Source organism: Pantoea sp. CFSAN033090 (assembly GCF_001264395.1).
GTDB classification, from domain to species: Bacteria; Pseudomonadota; Gammaproteobacteria; order Enterobacterales; family Enterobacteriaceae; genus Pantoea; species Pantoea agglomerans.
Genome location: NZ_LGYX01000006.1, coordinates 43026 through 60080 on the forward strand (window position 1 = coordinate 43026; position 17055 = coordinate 60080).

Sequence of the window (17055 nt, forward strand, 5' to 3'; positions counted from 1 at the left end):
TAATTATTATGACGAAAAGTGATACGCGCAAACGTCTTTTGAACGCTGGTATACGGGTTTTCATGAGGGAGGGTTATGAAGGCGGGGGGATCACAACGATTCTGAACGAGGCAGGGATGCCTAAAGGGTCTTTTTATAATCTCTTTCCGAGTAAAGAAGAATTTGCCTGTGCCACGCTTGACGCTTATATCGAGACTTTTGATCAACTCCGGACAGATACGCTGCTGGACAGTACCCTGATTCCTCGCCTGCGTCTGATTAACTGGCTTAACGGGCACAGGGAATATATTGAGCGAGAACCTGAAGCAGCAGGCTGCCTGGCGGGTATTATTGGACAGACAAGTTCGGTAAACAGTGAAAAAATCCGGCACAAACTGCTGACGTTTTTTACCTGCTGGGAGCGCGATCTGATCAAGGTATTTAATGACGCTCAGCATGCTCAGACTCTTTCGCCAGCGATGTCACCGGAAAGCGCGGCACAGCTGCTCATTCATAGTTACGAAGGAGTCATGATACGTATACGCATAGAAGGGAGCACGAATCCTTATGACTTTATGACGCAGACTTTACCGGACATTCTTTTTGCAGAATCCGCCTCTGGTTCTGATTTTACACCATGTTAAAAAGATTATTTAATCCAAAGCAACAGAGTCCGCTTGTCGCTTTCAGCCGACTATTTTCCCGTGCCAGAATGCCTTGCAACAGAAGCTGAAGTGGCAAATCACACGTTACTTAACGTGTGATGGATTTATTGCTTAAACGACGTATTGGCGAAAGATATCTGTTCTGACCGCCCTTCATTCACCTGCGTGCATAGCCATGCGACCGCTCCGAAACCATCAGGGGCTTTTTTTCACTATATGGATAATGAGTGTCGGAAACGGGTCTTTCGCGTCAGAATGGTGCTGAGAGGCTCTCAGGGGGGGCGGCCAGGCACTGTTATATTAAACATGTGATGCCTGGCAGGTAAGTAGAAAAAAATACCGGCTGCCCTTATGTCCGGACGGTGTGTGCCGATAATCATAGTGTGCCTCACGAAGGGAGACATAAACTGATTATTTTCGTATCTGATTTGCTTCTGGCTCCTCCTGTCCCGGAGGAGCCATTTTTTTGCCGTCTACGGCGTATACCTGCTTGCGAAACTGTATTTTTCTTCCATGCTGAAGGGGTGTCGCTTCCCTGCTGGAGCCGGCACGTTTGCCGTAACCTGTGAACGAGAGTTGATTGTTCAGCCCGCTAAAGATGGCGGGTTTTTTACGGGCAGAACCCCGGCGAGTCAGGCCCTGGCTCAGCCGTGCCGGCAGAGGTGATCCGGTATGAGAACGCGTTTTCCCCGCTTACGCTTGTTGTCGTGGCGATCTTTTCTATGATTAAGACCGGCCGGCGGCTCCGGCTGACCGCGATAAAAGCAAGAGTCACAGTATTCCTCTTTGTACCGCCTTCTGGGCGGTTTTTTTTGCCCTGAAAACGGGCGCGCCGCTGCCGGCGTCCGCTATCTGATGCCTGAAGCGCAGGGGCGTGGTCGTGATACAGAAGGTGCGTTCCGGGGCAGCCATCCGGGACAAACATCCCGGATGGCTGAAAAAAATCCCGAAACCTGGCCAGCGGAGCCGGGAAGGAAAGTAAGGCAGTGAAATTCGCGATAAGAAAATCCGCCGCATACTGTATCACGCTTTTTCCAGCGAAGCGCAGAGGTTCATCAGGCCTGCTGCCGGTTCCGGGATTCGTGCCCGGGTTAATGTGTCCAAAATGATGAAAATATTTTTACCGGCGGGTTAAGGCCAGCCTTATACCCAATGCAATGAATGTCGCACCCACAATTCTATCAAGTAAATTTTGTAGCTTTCGATTACCTGCAACGGCTCCTGCCGTGCTGCCGGCAAATATGGCAAATGTCACATCGGTCAGAAAAGCTATAAACGCATATGTTAGTCCCAGTAACAGAAATGATGCCGCATGTTGGTCGCCTTCCGGCGTGACAAACTGAGGGAAAAATGAAATAAAGAAAAGGAGCACTTTGGGATTAGTTAAAGTAGTGATAAATCCCCTGGACAGCAGCCTGTAGGCATTTACCCTCCTGGTGTTTCGGGGTACAGCATCTCCCCGGTCCTTTTTCCTGATGAATGTTGCTAACAACATTTTTCCACCCAGGAAAATCAGGTAGCTCGCTCCAATGTATTTAATCGCGGTAAACATAACAGGAGAGGCGGTGATGAGGGCAGTCAGCCCCAAAGTGCCTGCAATCGCATGTGTGCAACTTCCTAACGCCACGCCAGATGCTGAGACAATACCGGCGCGACGGCCGTTAGCAACGCTTTGCCCAATCACGTAAGCCATATCAGGTCCGGGAGTTACAGAAAGCAAAAAAACTGAAAAGGCAAAGAGTCCAAAATTGGTAATATCCAGCATGAATACCTCAGATGTCTTTGAAATTTAATGGTAATCAAAACGTATAACACTTAATTTTCCTGCTCAAGAACTTTGTTAGCCTCTCCCTGCTGGTATAATTAATATTCTGTTTTCGGCATCCACGAACTGACTCTCAGTTGAGATGCTGCTTAACACCCGGGGTCCGCTTCTCGTTCATAGCGACCTCAGCCCCATGCCAGTCCGCTTTGTGCCGCCAGAAGCAAACGTTTTACTTACCTCATTGCATCGATATTACTTATTTAAAATAACGTTCCCTGCTTTTCTGCCGATATATATGCTGAAAGTTTTTATTATTTTCATATTTCATACAGTATCAGTCACTTACGATGGCAGGAACAACAGATGACGATTACACAGCGATTGTTGCTTACCTTTTCACTCCTCTCTGCCGCGCTGGTCGCGATGGTTATCATTGCCGTCGTTGTAGCGGGCGGATTTCAGTCCCGCTTTCAGTATGTGCAGGAAAATACCGTTCCGTCGCTTCTGGATCTGGGAAAACTGGTTGATAGCAGTAACTCCCTTATTATCTGGCTCTACCGTCACCAGAGCGCAACAGACCCCCGGCGCCAGGCTGAGGTCGAAAAAAGAATTGATGAAACTATTAACAATATCAAATCAATGAACCAGTATTACCTGAGCAACAACATTTCTGACGAGGAAGATCGGCAGCTAACTGAGGGGGCATTCTCTGCCATTAAACGCATTGAATCCTCGCTTCCGGTGTTTCTTGCCGGCTCACGCGCGCAGAATGATGCTGTTGCGCTGGGCGCGCTTCAGAGTAATGAAGGTATTGGCGAATCGGCGCGCCAGCTGATTGCAGGTTACAAGAAACAGCTGCAGCTTAATGTGAACATCAGTAAAGCCCTGAGAAAAGAAAACGACCAGAGTTACCAGGTGACACTCTGGAGCCTGATGGGTGGCTCAGCGCTGGCTATAACTATTCTGGCATTCTTTGCGCTGAAAACTGTTTTCGCTATCCGTAGTCAGCTCAACGGTATGCGTAAAACCATGGAAACTGCCAGCGAGCGGCTTGACCTGACCCTCAGGGTGGACGAGTCACGCCGGGATGAAATCGGCATGACCGCGAAGGCATTCAATCATCTGATTGAAAATGTCTCAGCCTCGCTTTCAAAAGTAGAGGCATCCGCACAGTCGGTCAGCTCTGCCTCGGCGCAGATATCTGCCGGTAACGAGGATCTCTCATCCCGGACGGAGGAGCAGGCTGCCTCACTGGAGCAAACGGCTGCCAGCATGTCTGAGTTAAGTGAGACCGTTCGTCAGACCGCAGAAAATACGCGTCTTGCCAGTCAGTTAGCAAAGAATGCTCATGAAATCTCAGAAGACAGTGCTGGTCGTGTCCGCACACTGCTATCAACAATGAGCGATATCAGGGGAAGCTCATCGAGAATCACCGATATCATTGCACTGATCGAAGGGATTGCTTTTCAGACCAATATTCTGGCTCTGAACGCCGCAGTAGAGGCTGCACGTGCCGGAGAGCAGGGCCGTGGCTTTGCCGTCGTGGCCGGCGAAGTCCGCAATCTTGCGCAGCGCTCATCGTCTTCAGCCCGTGAAATCAAGGAGCTTATCGAGTCGTCAATGGGCTTTGTTCAGGCCGGCTCCGAACAGGCAGAAGGTGTGGGAGAGAATATTTCCAGAATGAACGATGCCGTTCGTCAGGTCACTGATCTGGTCGATGAGATATCCGTGGCGGCCAGTGAGCAGTCTCAGGGAATTGGCCAGGTTCATCAAGCCGTCGACCAGATGGACGATGTAACCCAGCAAAACGCAGCGCTGGTTGAAGAGGCTTCCGCAGCCTCACGTTCGCTAATGGAGCAGGCGGCGTCACTCAACCAGCTGGTCAATACTTTTACGCTGGTTACCGCTTCAGGTCAGGCAAACACTGAGCGCGCTGAAGTAGTTCGTCCTGTGCGGACGGCAGCCGTATTACGTTCCGCTCCTGCCGTTGCGGCTGCGGGGGATGACAACTGGCAAAGCTTCTGAGCAGAAGTTACGTTTCTTAGACTCAGGCGCGGGCCTGAGTCTTCCGTCAGCGCTTTAGCTCCTCTGTATCAGAAATGTGATGCCTTTCAGTCTGGTAAAAAGATACCGGCTGCGCTTATGTGCCTGCCGGAGATGTTGATATTTATAATGTGCCTCACCGGGGATGCGCAAACTTATCCTGCTGTTATCTGCACTTCTGGCTCCCGCTGCGGGAGCCATTTTTTTGTCGGGTAAAACCAGTACAGAATCTTAAATATGCTTTTCAGGCTTATCGCTAAAATGGGGGCCACCACAGAACTCCGTGCATGTCTGGACAGTCTGATGGGAATTGAAAACTCAAAACACGCCGTCTGATTCAGTGCAGTTTCTTTATCAGTTGCCGCATCAGCTCAAGACAATCTGAACGGACTTCATCATCACTGGCATTCTCACCAGGCTGATACAGAGCCTGGATAAGCTTCTCAGGCGTGACAGCCTTTCCTGCCGAAAGCCGTCCGGTTGCGACATGCTCTATCAGGGCACGGATCTCATCTGAAATATCCTGTGCATTATTTTTCAAACCACACTCTTAATGTATATACATCCGGTTTATCATTTCTCAGTGTGGCCGTCCGGTCAGTGAGTTCCGCCACGAATATTTTCTGACTGCAGGATACCGGTAAGGATGATTTCAGTCTGGTCGAATAGCCGTCAGTGCCCTGAGGCAACTGTTCATATATCAGAAACGATCACTGTATGATGTTCATTATCAGCTGATAACCGTGGACCGGCATGCCGTCAGTAATACAGGCACCCTGACTGCTGTTCGCATGTCAGGGAAAGGACACCGACGGCCTCAATACAGAATTTCAGGATAATTACAGGTGCGTCATTCTTCAGGGTGACTACAGTCTGTGATGAGGTTATCAACAATCGTGCTAATGGAGGATGAAACGTGTTAACTCAGGACGACGGGAAAGGCCACGTTATTATTGACGAAGCAGCACTGCACCTGGCGCTGGCTGAAAAGGAGGTAAAGGTTATCTCTCATCGCTGGACTGTGTCACATGGCTACAAATGTATCCCGTGATGAAAAGCTTAGCAATATCTCAGCCTGATATCCCTGTACCGCAGAATACGCTCCGCTGATTAAACAGTCCTGCACTGCGGAAAGCGGGACTTTACACAGAGGCGCTGATCCGCGTTTATAAACCACAATGCTCCTGCCAGCTCTGGTTATGGTGCGGCTGTCAGACCGACAGCCCTGTTTCTGCCATGTGCAACCGGTCAGCATTTTTTTACCAGACCTTTCCGATAAGATGTCTGTTCAGGGTTTTTGCGGACATTTACGACATTATTTTAGTGCTTATAGCGCGCGGTTAAGAGCTGGCAGAAATATTCGCGTCATCAGTTCTGAAGCAGGTACAAAAAAGCCCGGCGACCGGGCAATGACTCAACCGCTCCTGTCTGAGCAGGCTACGGGGTGGGTTTAGTCAGGGTAGGTGAACATCAGAGACTGAGCCAGGCGGCAGGTGAAAAATATCTGCTCCGGAGGCTGGCAGCAGGGAGTAGAGCTCCTGGCCCTGACGGGCCATGGGGCTGCCATTGATACCACTACCGCTGCGGGTAAACTGGTTTTTGGTATTTTTGCGGCACTGGCTGAATTTGAGCGGGAACTGATATCGGAACGCAGCCGTGCCAGGCTGGCTTCAGTAAGAGCGAGGGGACGTAAAGGCGGCAGGCCATTCAGGATGACAACAGCCAAACTTCATCTTGCAATGGCGGCTTTCTGCCTGTGGTATCATACGACGGTTATTTTTCAGAGCCAGGGCTGATGAAGAAAAAAAGCACCACACCCACGCCTCACGATGCCACGTTCCGGCAGTTTCTGACGCAACCGGATGTTGCCCGGGACTTCATGGAAATCCACCTACCCGCAGAACTGCGCGCACTCTGCGACCTCAGTACGCTGAAGCTGGAATCCGGCTCGTTCGTTGAGGATGATTTGCGCCAGTATTTCAGCGACGTGCTCTACAGCCTGAAAACCACCGCCGGTGAGGGTTACGTTCACGTGCTTATCGAGCATCAGTCCTCGCCCGACAGACACATGGCCTTTCGCCTGCTCCGTTATGCCGTGGCCGCCATGCAGAGGCACCTTGAGGCGGGGCATAAAAAGTTGCCTCTGGTAATACCGGTGCTGTTCTATACGGGTAAACGCAGCCCGTATCCGTACTCCACCCGGTGGCTGGATGAGTTTGACGACCCGGAACTGGCAGGCAGACTCTACAGCAGCGCTTTCCCGCTGGCTGACGTTACCGTCATTCCTGATGATGAAATAGCCAGCCATCGCAGCATGGCCGCCCTGACCCTGCTGCAGAAACATATTCATCAGCGGGACCTGGCAGAACTGACTGACCGGCTGGCGCCCATTCTGCTAGCCGACTATCTGTCTTCATCACAGGTGATATCGCTGGTACACTATATTGTACAGGCAGGCGAAACAGCCGACGCCGAAGGTTTTGTACGCGAACTGGCACAGCGTGTGCCGCAACACGGAGACGCACTTATGACCATCGCACAGCAGCTCGAACAGAAGGGCATTGAAAAAGGTATTCAGCTCGGTGAACAGCGAGGAATTGAGAAGGGACGTAATGAAGGCAAGCTGGCAGGCAAGCTGGAAGTTGCCCGTACCATGCTACAGAACGGCATTGACCGCAACACCGTCATGAAAATGACCGGCCTGACCGAAGACGACCTGGCGCAGATCCGCCACTGAGTTATTCAGCGGCCTCTGCGGCCGCGCTGCTGAGTCGCCACGTGCAGCCTCCCAGAGTGTCATTCCCCCATCGTTCAGTCACGCACAGGTCACCCTGCACTTTCAGAAACATCACGGGCTTCGGCACGAGCTCGTCGGGAATAAGGCCGCCATAGTGCCTTATCAGCAGCTTCCCCCGGCGTACCCGGAACAGCCCGGGCGCCCGCGGTGAAAGGCCCGGATGCAGTTGTCCGGGTGCGCCCTGAGCACCTGCAGTATCGCTTCACGCTCTATCTTTCACTCCTTTGCGTCAGATATGCGCGAAAACAGCGGACGGATTATCCTTGCCGGTATCCCAGGCACACAACTGTTTAATGCTCTGACCGCATACATCGTCAGCACGTCTGCCAATGCTGAACAGTCGCGCAGCGTTATGTTCTGGCTACTGGGCAGCCTGAGCGGTGTTCGCTGGCCAGACGCTATGCTGGCTCATGTGGTAACAACGGCGGGCTTACTGATTATCCTCTGCTATGCGCGCTCGCTGGATACGCTGACCTTTGGAGAAGAGGTTTCCGCCACGCTGGGGACGCGTATTCTGACCGTCCGTATTGTTCTGTTACTCACCACTGCGCTGATATCAGATATTCATTAAGATCTAGCTCCTGCTCCGCGTAGTCCTGACAGGGTGAGGGAAACCCGCATGGCACGCGTTCCAGGAAAAGGGGCCTGAAGCTGGGCGGCGGATTATCTGCCGGGTGCAGCAACTCAAAGGCGTTGAACATAGCAAAATCCCTGTTAAAGCTCTGTATGTATTTACAGTAGTATTAACTGGCTTGACGGGCAGTGCAAGACAGTGAAAAACGTCTGAGCGCAGGATTAAAAGACAGTCATTGATTTATATAGGTTTATAGCAAAACGCCTGCTCAAAAATTAATCACTCGGGTGCAGGCTTAGGCTGGCAGGGCCTGCAGCTGATTATCCACAGCTTTATGCGCCGCCTGTGCAGGAAAGATGTGGATAAGGGTCCCCTTCGGCTCCCCGGCGTTGCCGGGTCGTCAAGCCTCACTGCGCTAACCGGCAGAGCCGGTAAGCTCCGCCGGACCGCGAAGCGTTCCGGGCCTGACGGCTGGAGTCTGATGACTTAAGGCAAACCGGGCTGGCGCTCCTCTAAAAAAGCCGCTGAGGGTTTTTCAAACGATACCGCAGGTGTAGGATTATGCCCGTTTTCAGGGAGCTTTCGCATAAGGACTATGTTTTGAAATCTGCACATCCTCCGTATTTATTTCATTTCTTCCTCCGGTATCGCCCTCACGTGCTGAGGACAGACTCCTGACGGCCAAATCTGGCCACCCCACAGCTTAAAAACAACGGCAGGACCACAGCCTGACATGCAGCCAGCCCGCGGGCTGGCGCGAACCGCGCCGGCATAAGCCCGCCGCCGCTCTGAGGCGCAACGCCGTTTCGCTGCCGCTCAGCCGCCGTTGCCGGTGCATCGTGCTGTACTTTTCCGCCGGGCTTCACCGGTTTAAGTCCTTTCGCCGGGGCTGAGACAAGCACAGGTGCCGTGGTCGTCCAGGGTGAAGTGAACGCCGTGAAAATTTATTTCCGGCAACTGCGTTAGACCAGAAATAAATTTCCCCGTCGCCCCGGACGCCTGCCGTCACCCGCGCTGGTTTACGCCCTCGCGGCGAAGGATCTCAAACGGGTGAAGTGAATACCGGAGGTAAAAACCAGCCGATTTCCACAAAACGTCAACACCGCGGCTCCCGAAACTCAACGGGTGACGTGGGTTAAAAACCAACTGCATGAGGAGAACGAACATGGCTTCACGGGGCGTCAACAAAGTCATCCTGGTCGGCAATCTGGGACAGGACCCGGAGGTGCGCTACATGCCGAACGGCGGCGCGGTCGCAAACATCACGCTGGCCACGTCAGAAGCCTGGCGTGATAAGCAGACTGGCGAGAACAAAGAGGTCACGGAGTGGCACCGCGTGGTGCTGTTCGGAAAACTCGCGGAGGTAGCGGGGGAGTATCTCCGCAAGGGCTCACAGGTCTACATCGAGGGCCAGCTGCGCACGCGTAAATGGCAGGGGGCGGACGGACAGGACAGGTACACCACCGAAGTCGTCGTGAACGTTGGCGGCACCATGCAGATGCTGGGCTGACGCGGCGGCATCAGCGCTGGCGGGGACGGCAGAAAAAAAGGATAAGGCATGCCCTCCGGTGCTCACGTTACTGAGCATGCCTTGCAGTATAGGGTGGCCCGCTTCTGTGGCGTCAGAACGAACCTCACTGGCGATGATGCACCAGGCTGAAGCGCAGGAAAGACTTATCTGCGAGGCTGAAACGGCGTTGGCCAGCCAGACTGTTCGCACATACCGGCAATGGTACTCGCACTGGCGTCATCGTGGTGTACGGGTAAACGACCTGCTGGATATGACGTGGGTGTGGCACCAGCGTGCCCGAACAGACTGAGCGGAGAGAGTATTCTGGAAATTAATTGTATGTGCCTGACCGGTCATGCAAAACCACTATTTCTGTTGTGCCTCTCAGCTGAGAGAGTCACAACAGATAGTATTCAGCGCTGCAGCAGGCAATGCGGCAAAACAGGTGTTTTACCGAATCTTGCAGGAAAACAAAGAAGCTACGCGTGTCGGCTGGACTAAGGCTTGTTCATAGCGTATTAGGTTGACGTATTCGTCAAATTTGACTAATCTGGGTGCAGAGCGAGAAGCCAACTGCATCAGGGTGCAATAGTTGGTGGAAGGACCCCATAGAATCCCTGAATTCTGTGCCAGGGTGAAACCTCTCACCTCCCGCCTGAAGGTGTAAAACAAACAGGCCCTGATTCCATATAGGCCGCCATTGAAAAATGGCGGCTTTTTTAATGCCTTTTATAGAGCAAAGTACCCTGGCGATGTTTATTGAGGCTTTTCGCGTCAGTGTGCATAAAATTCCAGAGCACTTTTCCTTCCCAGGGTGCGACCACAACAAGCATCTGCTGTTTCTGCCGGTATGCGCCGATAAAAAGAAAGCGTACCTGCTCATCGTCATACATGGTTTCCCACACTTCATATGGATTCGCCAGCGTATCCAGCGCGAGCAGTACGTAGCGTTCGCGTGCATCAAGCCGCTTTTCAACGATATGTTCCAGCTTGTCTCTGAGAATATTTAGCGTACCAATGATTGTCTCTTTAGGGACAATTAGCATTTCCGGTTCAGTGAAACCCATGTGCATTTCGAGAAGGGTGACTGCGGCTCCAAGACTGTCCCCAGCTTCAATTTCCGGAGTCGGATCTAACCTGAATTCACTTTCCAGTTCACGCAGGTCAGGAAGCCCTAAATCCCTGAAAGTAACCAACCCTTTTATTGCACGCGCCACGTTGCTTTTATCCTTATCAGCTTACATGAAGTTGCCATTTTACCATGTTATGCGATATTCGGTTTTATAGGCGGCTTAAAGAGCCTGCTATCCCTGCTTTATGTTGCTGCTTCTCCGGTTTCCTTTTCATGAAGGTCAAAGGCATGAACAGCCTGATGGCCTCCTCCGACTCCCCGGCATTGCCGGGTCGTCATCCTTACTGCGCTAACCGGCGGGGCCGGTAAGCTCCGCCGAATCCCTCCGGGTTTAGGGCCTGACGGCTGGGGTCTGATGGCAACGGCCGGGTTAGACTCATCAGTTTGCTCACAGTCCGCTATGAGCGAAAAGCAGACGTTTGACTCACCCCCACAGCGCTTAATATGACATCCCGGTAACAAGATCAGGCAGCGTCTGCTGCAGATGATCCCTGATGAAAACCCAAAGTCCATTGAACTCCCGCTAAATAAAAACGCCCGTTATTTGTAAATTATTTTGATGATTTACAGTTAATGCCGATAACCACTATGAGCGGGATCGGTAAAGTCTTAAGCAGAGAATTTTAATGTTTTAAAATAATAGGGTTATAAAAAATGAATCATCTGAAACTCAACAATTATTTCATGAATTTTAAGGTGGGAACCAAACTCGGTATGGGTTTTTTGGTGGTAATTGGTGCCCTTATCATTACGGCACTGGTTGCATCTGGCTGTCTTGACACCATTCAGGATAACTCGGCAAGACGAAGTCTGACTATCGAGATGAACAGCACATTCGGTACGGCCCGCCTTAATCGCACTCTGTATCAGTACACTAATGAGCAGCAGTATGCTGATAAAAATGCCGAGGCGCTTAAACAGCTGAGAAACCAGTACAATAAGTTGGCGCAATTTAACTGGGATTCAGGGGGAAAAACGTTTCTTGATGGTATTGAAGAAGCCATGAACGGTTATGGAACGCAAAGAAACATTTTAGTTAATTATATGCAGCGCATGATGGGAATGGCTGCCTCTTTGCAGCAACTTCCGTATCTTAGTCTTGCAAAAAGCATGGATTATCTTGCTGAAGGAGGAACGCTGGCTTCTGATACGTCTTCTTTACTGGAGCGGTTGTCGTCTCAGCTTAAAGAAGTCAATTTGCAGCTTTTGACTTTTATCAAAGTACCGGAAGATAACAGCAGAGCAGCGCTGAACATCGCCCTTGGCGATGCCAGAAAAACGGCGGTTATGCTTGAAGAGGCTAAAAACCCTGCGTTGTCTGAAGTCACCACATCAGCCTTTAACCTTATTGATAAGGTCTCTTCTTCAGTCTCTCCCTTTGAAACGCTCTGGTCTGCGCATCATGTGGCGGCAAAAACGCTGGTAGGCAGAGGTGAGGATTTTGACGCTACCCTGGCAAGAATGTTTGATTATCAAAAGAAAATATCTTCTGATTTTATTAAAATGGCGCAGATTAAAATTGCCTTTCTGTCGTTACTGGCCGTGATAATAAGCATTTTATTTGCCTGGCGCATAACCCTGAGTATTAAGCGGCCGTTGTCGCAAGCACTCTTTATGGCACGCAGGATCTCAGAGGGCGACCTGACTCCGACTACCTTAAGCTATCGCAAAGATGAGCTGGGGTTGTTAATGCAGGCTTTTGATAATATGCGGATTAAGCTTGAAGAAATAATCAACAACGTCCGTAACGGCGTATCGAACGTAAACAGCGCAGCCACAGAAATAGCGATGGGAAATGAAGATTTATCGTCGCGTACAGAACAGCAGGCTGCCGCAGTTGTTCAGACAGCGGCCAGTATTGAGCAACTTACATCAACGGTAAAACTTAACAGCGAGAATGCGATTTGTGCCAGCAAGCTTGCCGGGGAAGCGTCATCGCAGGCCACCCAGGGAGGTCAGGTTGTCAGCGGGGTGGTTAATACTATGGAACAAATCAGGAAAAGCTCCTCACGCATTTCTGAAATAACCCAGGTAATAAATGGCATCGCTTTTCAGACAAACATTCTGGCTCTGAATGCCGCCGTTGAAGCAGCCAGGGCAGGCGAAGATGGAAGAGGTTTTGCTGTCGTCGCGGGGGAAGTAAGAAATCTGGCACAGCGCAGTGCAACAGCTGCAAAGGAAATAGAAGGGCTTATTCTTGAGTCTGTCGGCCAGGTTAATACCGGCGCTGCACAGGTTGAAAATGCAGGTAAAACAATGCAGTCCATTATTGATGCTGTGGCTCAGGTGAATGAGGTTATGAAAGAAATAGCTACCGCTTCAGATGAGCAAAACCGCGGGATCAGTCAGGTCAGTCAGGCGATGACTGAAATGGACAGCACCACTCAACAAAATGCCGCACTGGTAGAGCAGTCAGCCGCAGCGGCCGGATCTCTTCAGGAAGAGGCCGGCCGTCTGGAGCAGGCGGTGGCTTTCTTCAAAACAGAATCTGTTCTGGTGTCATCTGTGCCAACGGCTACCATAAGAAAACAGCAAAAACCGGTTACAGCTACCTCGCATTCTTCAGCGGAAAACTGGCAGTCATTTTGAAGTTACCGGGGCTTAAATATGCTTAAGATGAAATCATAGCAGGCTGCGGCAGCGGCCTCACTTGTTAGTTAAATGCGATGCAGGAATGATTCGTTAGCTCAACAGTCAGGCATCTGCTTCAACTTCATTGCTCACGTTGATGCTGGTAACGGGGATATTGGTAATGTTCACTGTTAGTCACAAGCAGCCAAAGCAGAAAAGCCGGGTGAGGGGGCGAGATGCGAGAAGCTGAAATTGAACCATCGATTAAGGCAAACGATCGCGTGGCGTTGAGACCAGTATAATAATACGAAAAGCAGTTGCAGACGCCGCCTGATGACCTGCTCCGTTAGCAAAAACAGGTTTAAATTAACGACTTCCACTCCTGGCACAGAGCGGACATTGAAATCCATGCCGCAGGGTCCACTTTGAGCAAATAGAACGCGTTACGTTTCACCTGTTTTAAACATAACATCCCGTCGGTCATTGTGCTTATGACCCGGCGGCCTGCCTCATCCGGACAGTATATTGCCGGTAAAACCTGCATGTATCAGAGGCCAGTCAAATGGGCTGATTTTGCTTTCTGTGTGGCCCCGGACGGCCAAATAGAAAGCCCTGCAGCAGTCCGCAACCGGATGCTCTGAGCCATTCCGCCTGCTCTTCTTTCTCAACGCCTTCAGCCACCACCTCCAGCCCAAGTTCAAGACACAGCGTCAGGACGGCACCGACAATTGCTGTGGCGCTAGCATCTGAATGCAGATCGCTGATAAAGGAGCGGTCAATTTTGATTTTACTGAACAGACGGGTCCGCAGGTAGCTCAGAGATGAAAAGCCGGTACCAAAGTCGTCAAGGACGATATGAACTCCCATATCCTTCAACTCATGAATGACGCGATAGCTGTCTTCTGGATTTTCAAAGAGGGCTGACTCCGTAATTTCCAGCTCAAGCCGTTGTGGCTCAAGACCGCTGTGCTGCAGAGCATGCCGGACGATGTCGGCAAGCCGAGGCTCACGAAACTGGTAGGGAGAGAGGTTTACTGCTATATGTTCGTTATCAGGCCAGCCGGCAACTTCTGCGCATGCCCGCCTAAGGGCAAAAGCACCAATCTCATGGATAAGCCCGGTCTGCTCTGCCAGGGGAATAAATACGGACGGCGGTACGCTTCCCCTGACGGGATGGTGCCAGCGCATCAATGCTTCATATGATACCGCTAAACCCGAGCGGCTGTTAACAACGGGCTGGTAAAAAAGCTGTAATTCACCGTTCGCTAACGCACTGCGCAGGTCATTTTCCAGGCTGAAGCGCTCTGCCGCTGCACTGGCAAGTCGGGAGGAGAAAATCGCGTAGCCGTTGCGCCCGGCAGCTTTCGCCTCATACAGCGCAACGTCGGCGGCGGCAAGCATGTCTTCTGCCTGCCGCGCATCGCCACTGTAAAGACTGATACCGATACTGCATCCGGACATGACTTTCCGTCCATCAATTGTGAATGGCTCCGATAGCACGTCCGTAAACCGGCGGGCTGTTTCGCCCGCCGCTTCCGTAGTGATCATATCGGGTAGAAGAATGACGAACTCATCACCACCCGTTCGTGCCAGCAAATCTTGAGTGCGCAGTGTGGCCTGCAGCCGGTCAGAAATTTCCGTAAGGAGAGAGTCACCAGCAGCATGCCCCAACGCATCATTAATGATTTTGAAGCGGTCGATATCAAGTATCATGAGTGCAAAAGGCATACTCTTCTTCAGAAATCCGTTAAGCGCCGGCATGAAGCCCCGGCGGTTCAGCAGGCCCGTCAGTGGATCGTGCAGGGCTTCATAAGTTGCCCTGACAATAGCCTGCTGCTCAGCGGTTATATCCAGTAGGGTGAAAAGAATAAATTCGCGAGCCCCGCCGGTTGTCAGCTTTTCCGCCGCTACCCTCAGAGCAATTTCAGGCATCTTCTCTCCAGACGTGAGGGTTTCGACAAGTCCGTCGCCCGGCGAAAGGTGCAGGCCGCGCCTGAAGATTGTGTCCAGGCCCGCCGGCCACGTTACGGACTGGCGGGTAAGGATGTTACCACTCAGCACAAGATCTCTCAGCCAGGCTGAGTGGATGGCTGGCTGATTTGTGCGGACAATATTTCCCGATCCAGCTTCGCACAGAATAAGCGCGCAGGGTGTGTGGCTGAATATCTCATCCAGCAGCTGGCTGGCATCCGACAGTTCTGCCTCACGCCTGATGATCACCCGCTGCGCGATACTGAGTGCCATTCTCTCTTCATATTGACGTGATACATCACGTACGATTTTAATAAAAGCAGCCTGCTCACCTTCTGCCGGGTGAAGAAACTCAATTTCAACAAATGCCCTGAAGACGCTGCCGTCCCTGCGCAGACGCCAGCCCTCTGCAGAATACCGTCCGCAGTCACGGGCAGCGGCAAGATTTTCCTCCGGCACACGCCTGGTCCGTTCGTTGTCATCGTAGAAGACCGAGAAATGCAGTCCTGTAATCTCCGGCCTGTCCCATCCCTTCATGTTTCAGCCCCCCGGTTCCAGCTTAATACCTCCCCGGATGATGACAGCAGATATATGGCACACAGTGACGTTTCAGAGACCGCCACGCCGAGTCGAGCATGAATGTCAGATTTCATATTTCGGTTCCTGAAAGGATCATAGGCTACGCCGGAGACATTCCGGTCCGCAGAGTGGTTAAGGTCGGTCAGTGTACAATCAAACAGAATGGGTATTCTGTAACAGTCTCTCCGGTGAAAACTGCATCATGCGTCAGCGCACGATGACCGCGTATGGTGTGTTTCAGAAACTTTATCGGCGTAAGACGGCATGTCTGTAGGAGAATGCGAAATTAAATCGATCGCAACCTAATTGATGTCTGCTTTTAAACTTTTAATAGACTCAACCGGCAGATAAGGGTGATGGCGGAGGCCAAACTGAATATTGCAATATCAGCGGGTTTACTTTTGCGATGAGGTGACGGACCGGGCAAGGCGTGAAAGCAACGTCCGCTATTGGCACAGAGCAGACCGTTATTGTTGAATATCCGCCTGTACTAAAGAGCGGACGTTGTAGCTTCAGGCCACGGATATGATCAGCGGCTGTATTTATAAATAAAGGTATCGTCAATCACTCCCGCGCTGTCCAGTCGATCAGAAGCTAATATGGCTTCTGGTTTGAACCCACATTTTAATGCAACAGACTGACTGCGTACGTTACGTCTGGCAGTACGAATTTCTATTCTTTTAGCGTTAAAAAAGTCCGAGGCTATTTTTGTAGCCAGCTTGCATGCTTCAGGCATTATGCCTTTGCCCATCGCATCCGTGGCTAGCCAGTAGCCGATCTCGAAATAAGGAATAGCTCGATTCCTTATGAATAAGCTTATACAACCTAGTAGCTCATCTGACCTACGATCAATAATTAAAAACTTATACTCTTCTTTATCATTCAGGAAATTATCTGCTGCATCCAGCATATTATCCCTGACTGAAGAAAACGAATGAAAGCCAGGAGACCAGAGCAGAAACTCATGGTGAAACGAACTAAATTCATTGAGTTTACGTTGCATTTCTTCTGAGCGACTCAGGTCTGGAGTCGTCAGATAAAAACGGTCGTGTTGCAATAAATAAGCAGGAATTTCATCAATATGCATCTTTACCGTTCCGGTTATACAGGCTTTTTAATTACTTAACACACACCGGCAAAAAATGCATCCGGTTTATTTAGCTCAGGCCCTTGAAAAAATGGATTACGCAATGACCAATGGGAGCAATACACAGCTAAAAGTATTACTGAAAACGTTTAATCTAACGGGTGGGTAACAAGGTCCGCTTTTGGCACAGAGCGGACATTAAGATCTACATCCTGATGGCCCCCTCCGGCTCCCCGGCGCTGCCGGGTCGTCAGCCCTACTGCGCTAACCTGCGGGGCCGGTAAGCTCCGCCGAATCCCTCCGGGCTTCGGGCCTGGCGGCTGGCGTCTGATGGCAACGGCTGGGTCAACCTCTGCAGCCGGCTGTCGCCGGCGCATTCACT

General features: G+C 51.2%; 11 protein-coding genes and 4 pseudogenes. 9 read left to right on the top strand and 6 right to left on the bottom strand.

What is annotated here, in order from left to right; all coding sequences use genetic code 11:
* The first annotated feature begins 8 nt into the window (after positions 1 to 8).
* Entirely contained in the window at positions 9 to 623 is a 615-nt protein-coding gene (locus AFL22_RS06555) for a TetR/AcrR family transcriptional regulator (protein ID WP_031594214.1), read from the top strand.
* 1141 nt (positions 624 to 1764) lie between these two features.
* Here the strand turns inward: AFL22_RS06555 and AFL22_RS06565 are convergent.
* Positions 1765 to 2409, bottom strand: a complete 645-nt coding sequence (locus AFL22_RS06565) for a LysE family translocator (protein WP_031594210.1) — start codon at positions 2407 to 2409, stop codon at positions 1765 to 1767.
* A gap of 363 nt (positions 2410 to 2772) precedes the next feature.
* Here AFL22_RS06565 and AFL22_RS06570 point away from each other — a divergent pair, with 363 nt between their 5' ends.
* Positions 2773 to 4434, top strand: a complete 1662-nt coding sequence (locus AFL22_RS06570) for a methyl-accepting chemotaxis protein (protein ID WP_052271014.1) — start codon at positions 2773 to 2775, stop codon at positions 4432 to 4434.
* Between the two features lie 355 nt (positions 4435 to 4789).
* Here the strand turns inward: AFL22_RS06570 and AFL22_RS06575 are convergent, their stop codons facing one another.
* Complete coding sequence (locus AFL22_RS06575; RefSeq protein ID WP_031594208.1) at positions 4790 to 4993, bottom strand: hypothetical protein; 204 nt, start codon at positions 4991 to 4993, stop codon at positions 4790 to 4792.
* A 982-nt stretch (positions 4994 to 5975) separates the two neighbouring features.
* Between AFL22_RS06575 and AFL22_RS06580 the strand changes: the two are divergent.
* From AFL22_RS06580 to AFL22_RS06590, 3 genes and pseudogenes are all read left to right on the top strand, one after another.
* Positions 5976 to 6200: pseudogene (locus AFL22_RS06580) on the top strand (recombinase family protein); the annotation flags it as partial.
* Positions 6201 to 6247: 47 nt separating this feature from the next.
* The gene (locus AFL22_RS06585) at positions 6248 to 7189 is read left to right on the top strand and encodes an Rpn family recombination-promoting nuclease/putative transposase (RefSeq protein WP_052271016.1); all 942 of its coding nucleotides are present in this window, start codon (positions 6248 to 6250) and stop codon (positions 7187 to 7189) included.
* Positions 7190 to 7484: 295 nt separating this feature from the next.
* Complete coding sequence (locus tag AFL22_RS06590; RefSeq protein ID WP_235188768.1) at positions 7485 to 7820, top strand: iron chelate uptake ABC transporter family permease subunit; 336 nt, start codon at positions 7485 to 7487, stop codon at positions 7818 to 7820.
* Here AFL22_RS06590 and AFL22_RS24410 read toward each other — a convergent pair.
* Positions 7804 to 7950: pseudogene (locus AFL22_RS24410) on the bottom strand (peptidase); the annotation flags it as partial. The gene AFL22_RS06590 and the pseudogene AFL22_RS24410 overlap by 17 nt on opposite strands.
* Before the next feature lie 872 nt (positions 7951 to 8822).
* Here AFL22_RS24410 and AFL22_RS24415 point away from each other — a divergent pair.
* From AFL22_RS24415 to AFL22_RS23960, 3 genes and pseudogenes are all read left to right on the top strand, one after another.
* A pseudogene (locus AFL22_RS24415) lies at positions 8823 to 8962 on the top strand (single-stranded DNA-binding protein).
* A 26-nt stretch (positions 8963 to 8988) separates the two neighbouring features.
* Positions 8989 to 9330 (top strand): annotated as a pseudogene (gene ssb1 / locus AFL22_RS06600) (single-stranded DNA-binding protein SSB1); the annotation flags it as partial.
* 109 nt (positions 9331 to 9439) lie between these two features.
* Complete coding sequence (locus AFL22_RS23960) at positions 9440 to 9643, top strand: hypothetical protein (protein WP_152551408.1); 204 nt, start codon at positions 9440 to 9442, stop codon at positions 9641 to 9643.
* 409 nt (positions 9644 to 10052) lie between these two features.
* Here AFL22_RS23960 and AFL22_RS06605 read toward each other — a convergent pair whose 3' ends face one another.
* The gene (locus tag AFL22_RS06605; RefSeq protein WP_031594202.1) at positions 10053 to 10550 is read right to left on the bottom strand and encodes a PBECR2 nuclease fold domain-containing protein; all 498 of its coding nucleotides are present in this window, start codon (positions 10548 to 10550) and stop codon (positions 10053 to 10055) included.
* Positions 10551 to 11119: 569 nt separating this feature from the next.
* Here AFL22_RS06605 and AFL22_RS06610 point away from each other — a divergent pair.
* Positions 11120 to 13054 (top strand): methyl-accepting chemotaxis protein, encoded by a 1935-nt coding sequence (locus AFL22_RS06610; protein WP_072123816.1) that lies wholly within the window; start codon positions 11120 to 11122, stop codon positions 13052 to 13054.
* A 540-nt stretch (positions 13055 to 13594) separates the two neighbouring features.
* On the opposite strand, the gene AFL22_RS06620 is transcribed toward AFL22_RS06610, so the two are convergent.
* Positions 13595 to 15544 carry an EAL domain-containing protein gene (locus tag AFL22_RS06620; RefSeq protein ID WP_241773163.1) on the bottom strand — a complete coding sequence of 650 codons (1950 nt, stop codon included), beginning with the start codon at positions 15542 to 15544 and terminating at the stop codon, positions 13595 to 13597.
* 571 nt (positions 15545 to 16115) lie between these two features.
* Positions 16116 to 16673: a GNAT family N-acetyltransferase gene (locus tag AFL22_RS06625; protein ID WP_052271017.1), complete on the bottom strand. Its 558-nt coding sequence runs from the start codon at positions 16671 to 16673 to the stop codon at positions 16116 to 16118.
* Positions 16674 to 17055 lie beyond the last annotated feature (382 nt).

What these genes read in the sequence shown, in the direction of transcription:
- AFL22_RS06555 (WP_031594214.1), top strand. Translation starts at nt 9, where the DNA reads ATGACGAAAAGTGATACGCGCAAACGTCTTTTGAACGCTGGTATACGG.
- AFL22_RS06565 (WP_031594210.1), bottom strand. Translation starts at nt 2,409, where the DNA reads ATGCTGGATATTACCAATTTTGGACTCTTTGCCTTTTCAGTTTTTTTG.
- AFL22_RS06570 (WP_052271014.1), top strand. Translation starts at nt 2,773, where the DNA reads ATGACGATTACACAGCGATTGTTGCTTACCTTTTCACTCCTCTCTGCC.
- AFL22_RS06585 (WP_052271016.1), top strand. Translation starts at nt 6,248, where the DNA reads ATGAAGAAAAAAAGCACCACACCCACGCCTCACGATGCCACGTTCCGG.
- AFL22_RS06590 (WP_235188768.1), top strand. Translation starts at nt 7,485, where the DNA reads ATGCGCGAAAACAGCGGACGGATTATCCTTGCCGGTATCCCAGGCACA.
- AFL22_RS06610 (WP_072123816.1), top strand. Translation starts at nt 11,120, where the DNA reads ATGAATCATCTGAAACTCAACAATTATTTCATGAATTTTAAGGTGGGA.
- AFL22_RS06620 (WP_241773163.1), bottom strand. Translation starts at nt 15,544, where the DNA reads ATGAAGGGATGGGACAGGCCGGAGATTACAGGACTGCATTTCTCGGTC.
- AFL22_RS06625 (WP_052271017.1), bottom strand. Translation starts at nt 16,673, where the DNA reads ATGCATATTGATGAAATTCCTGCTTATTTATTGCAACACGACCGTTTT.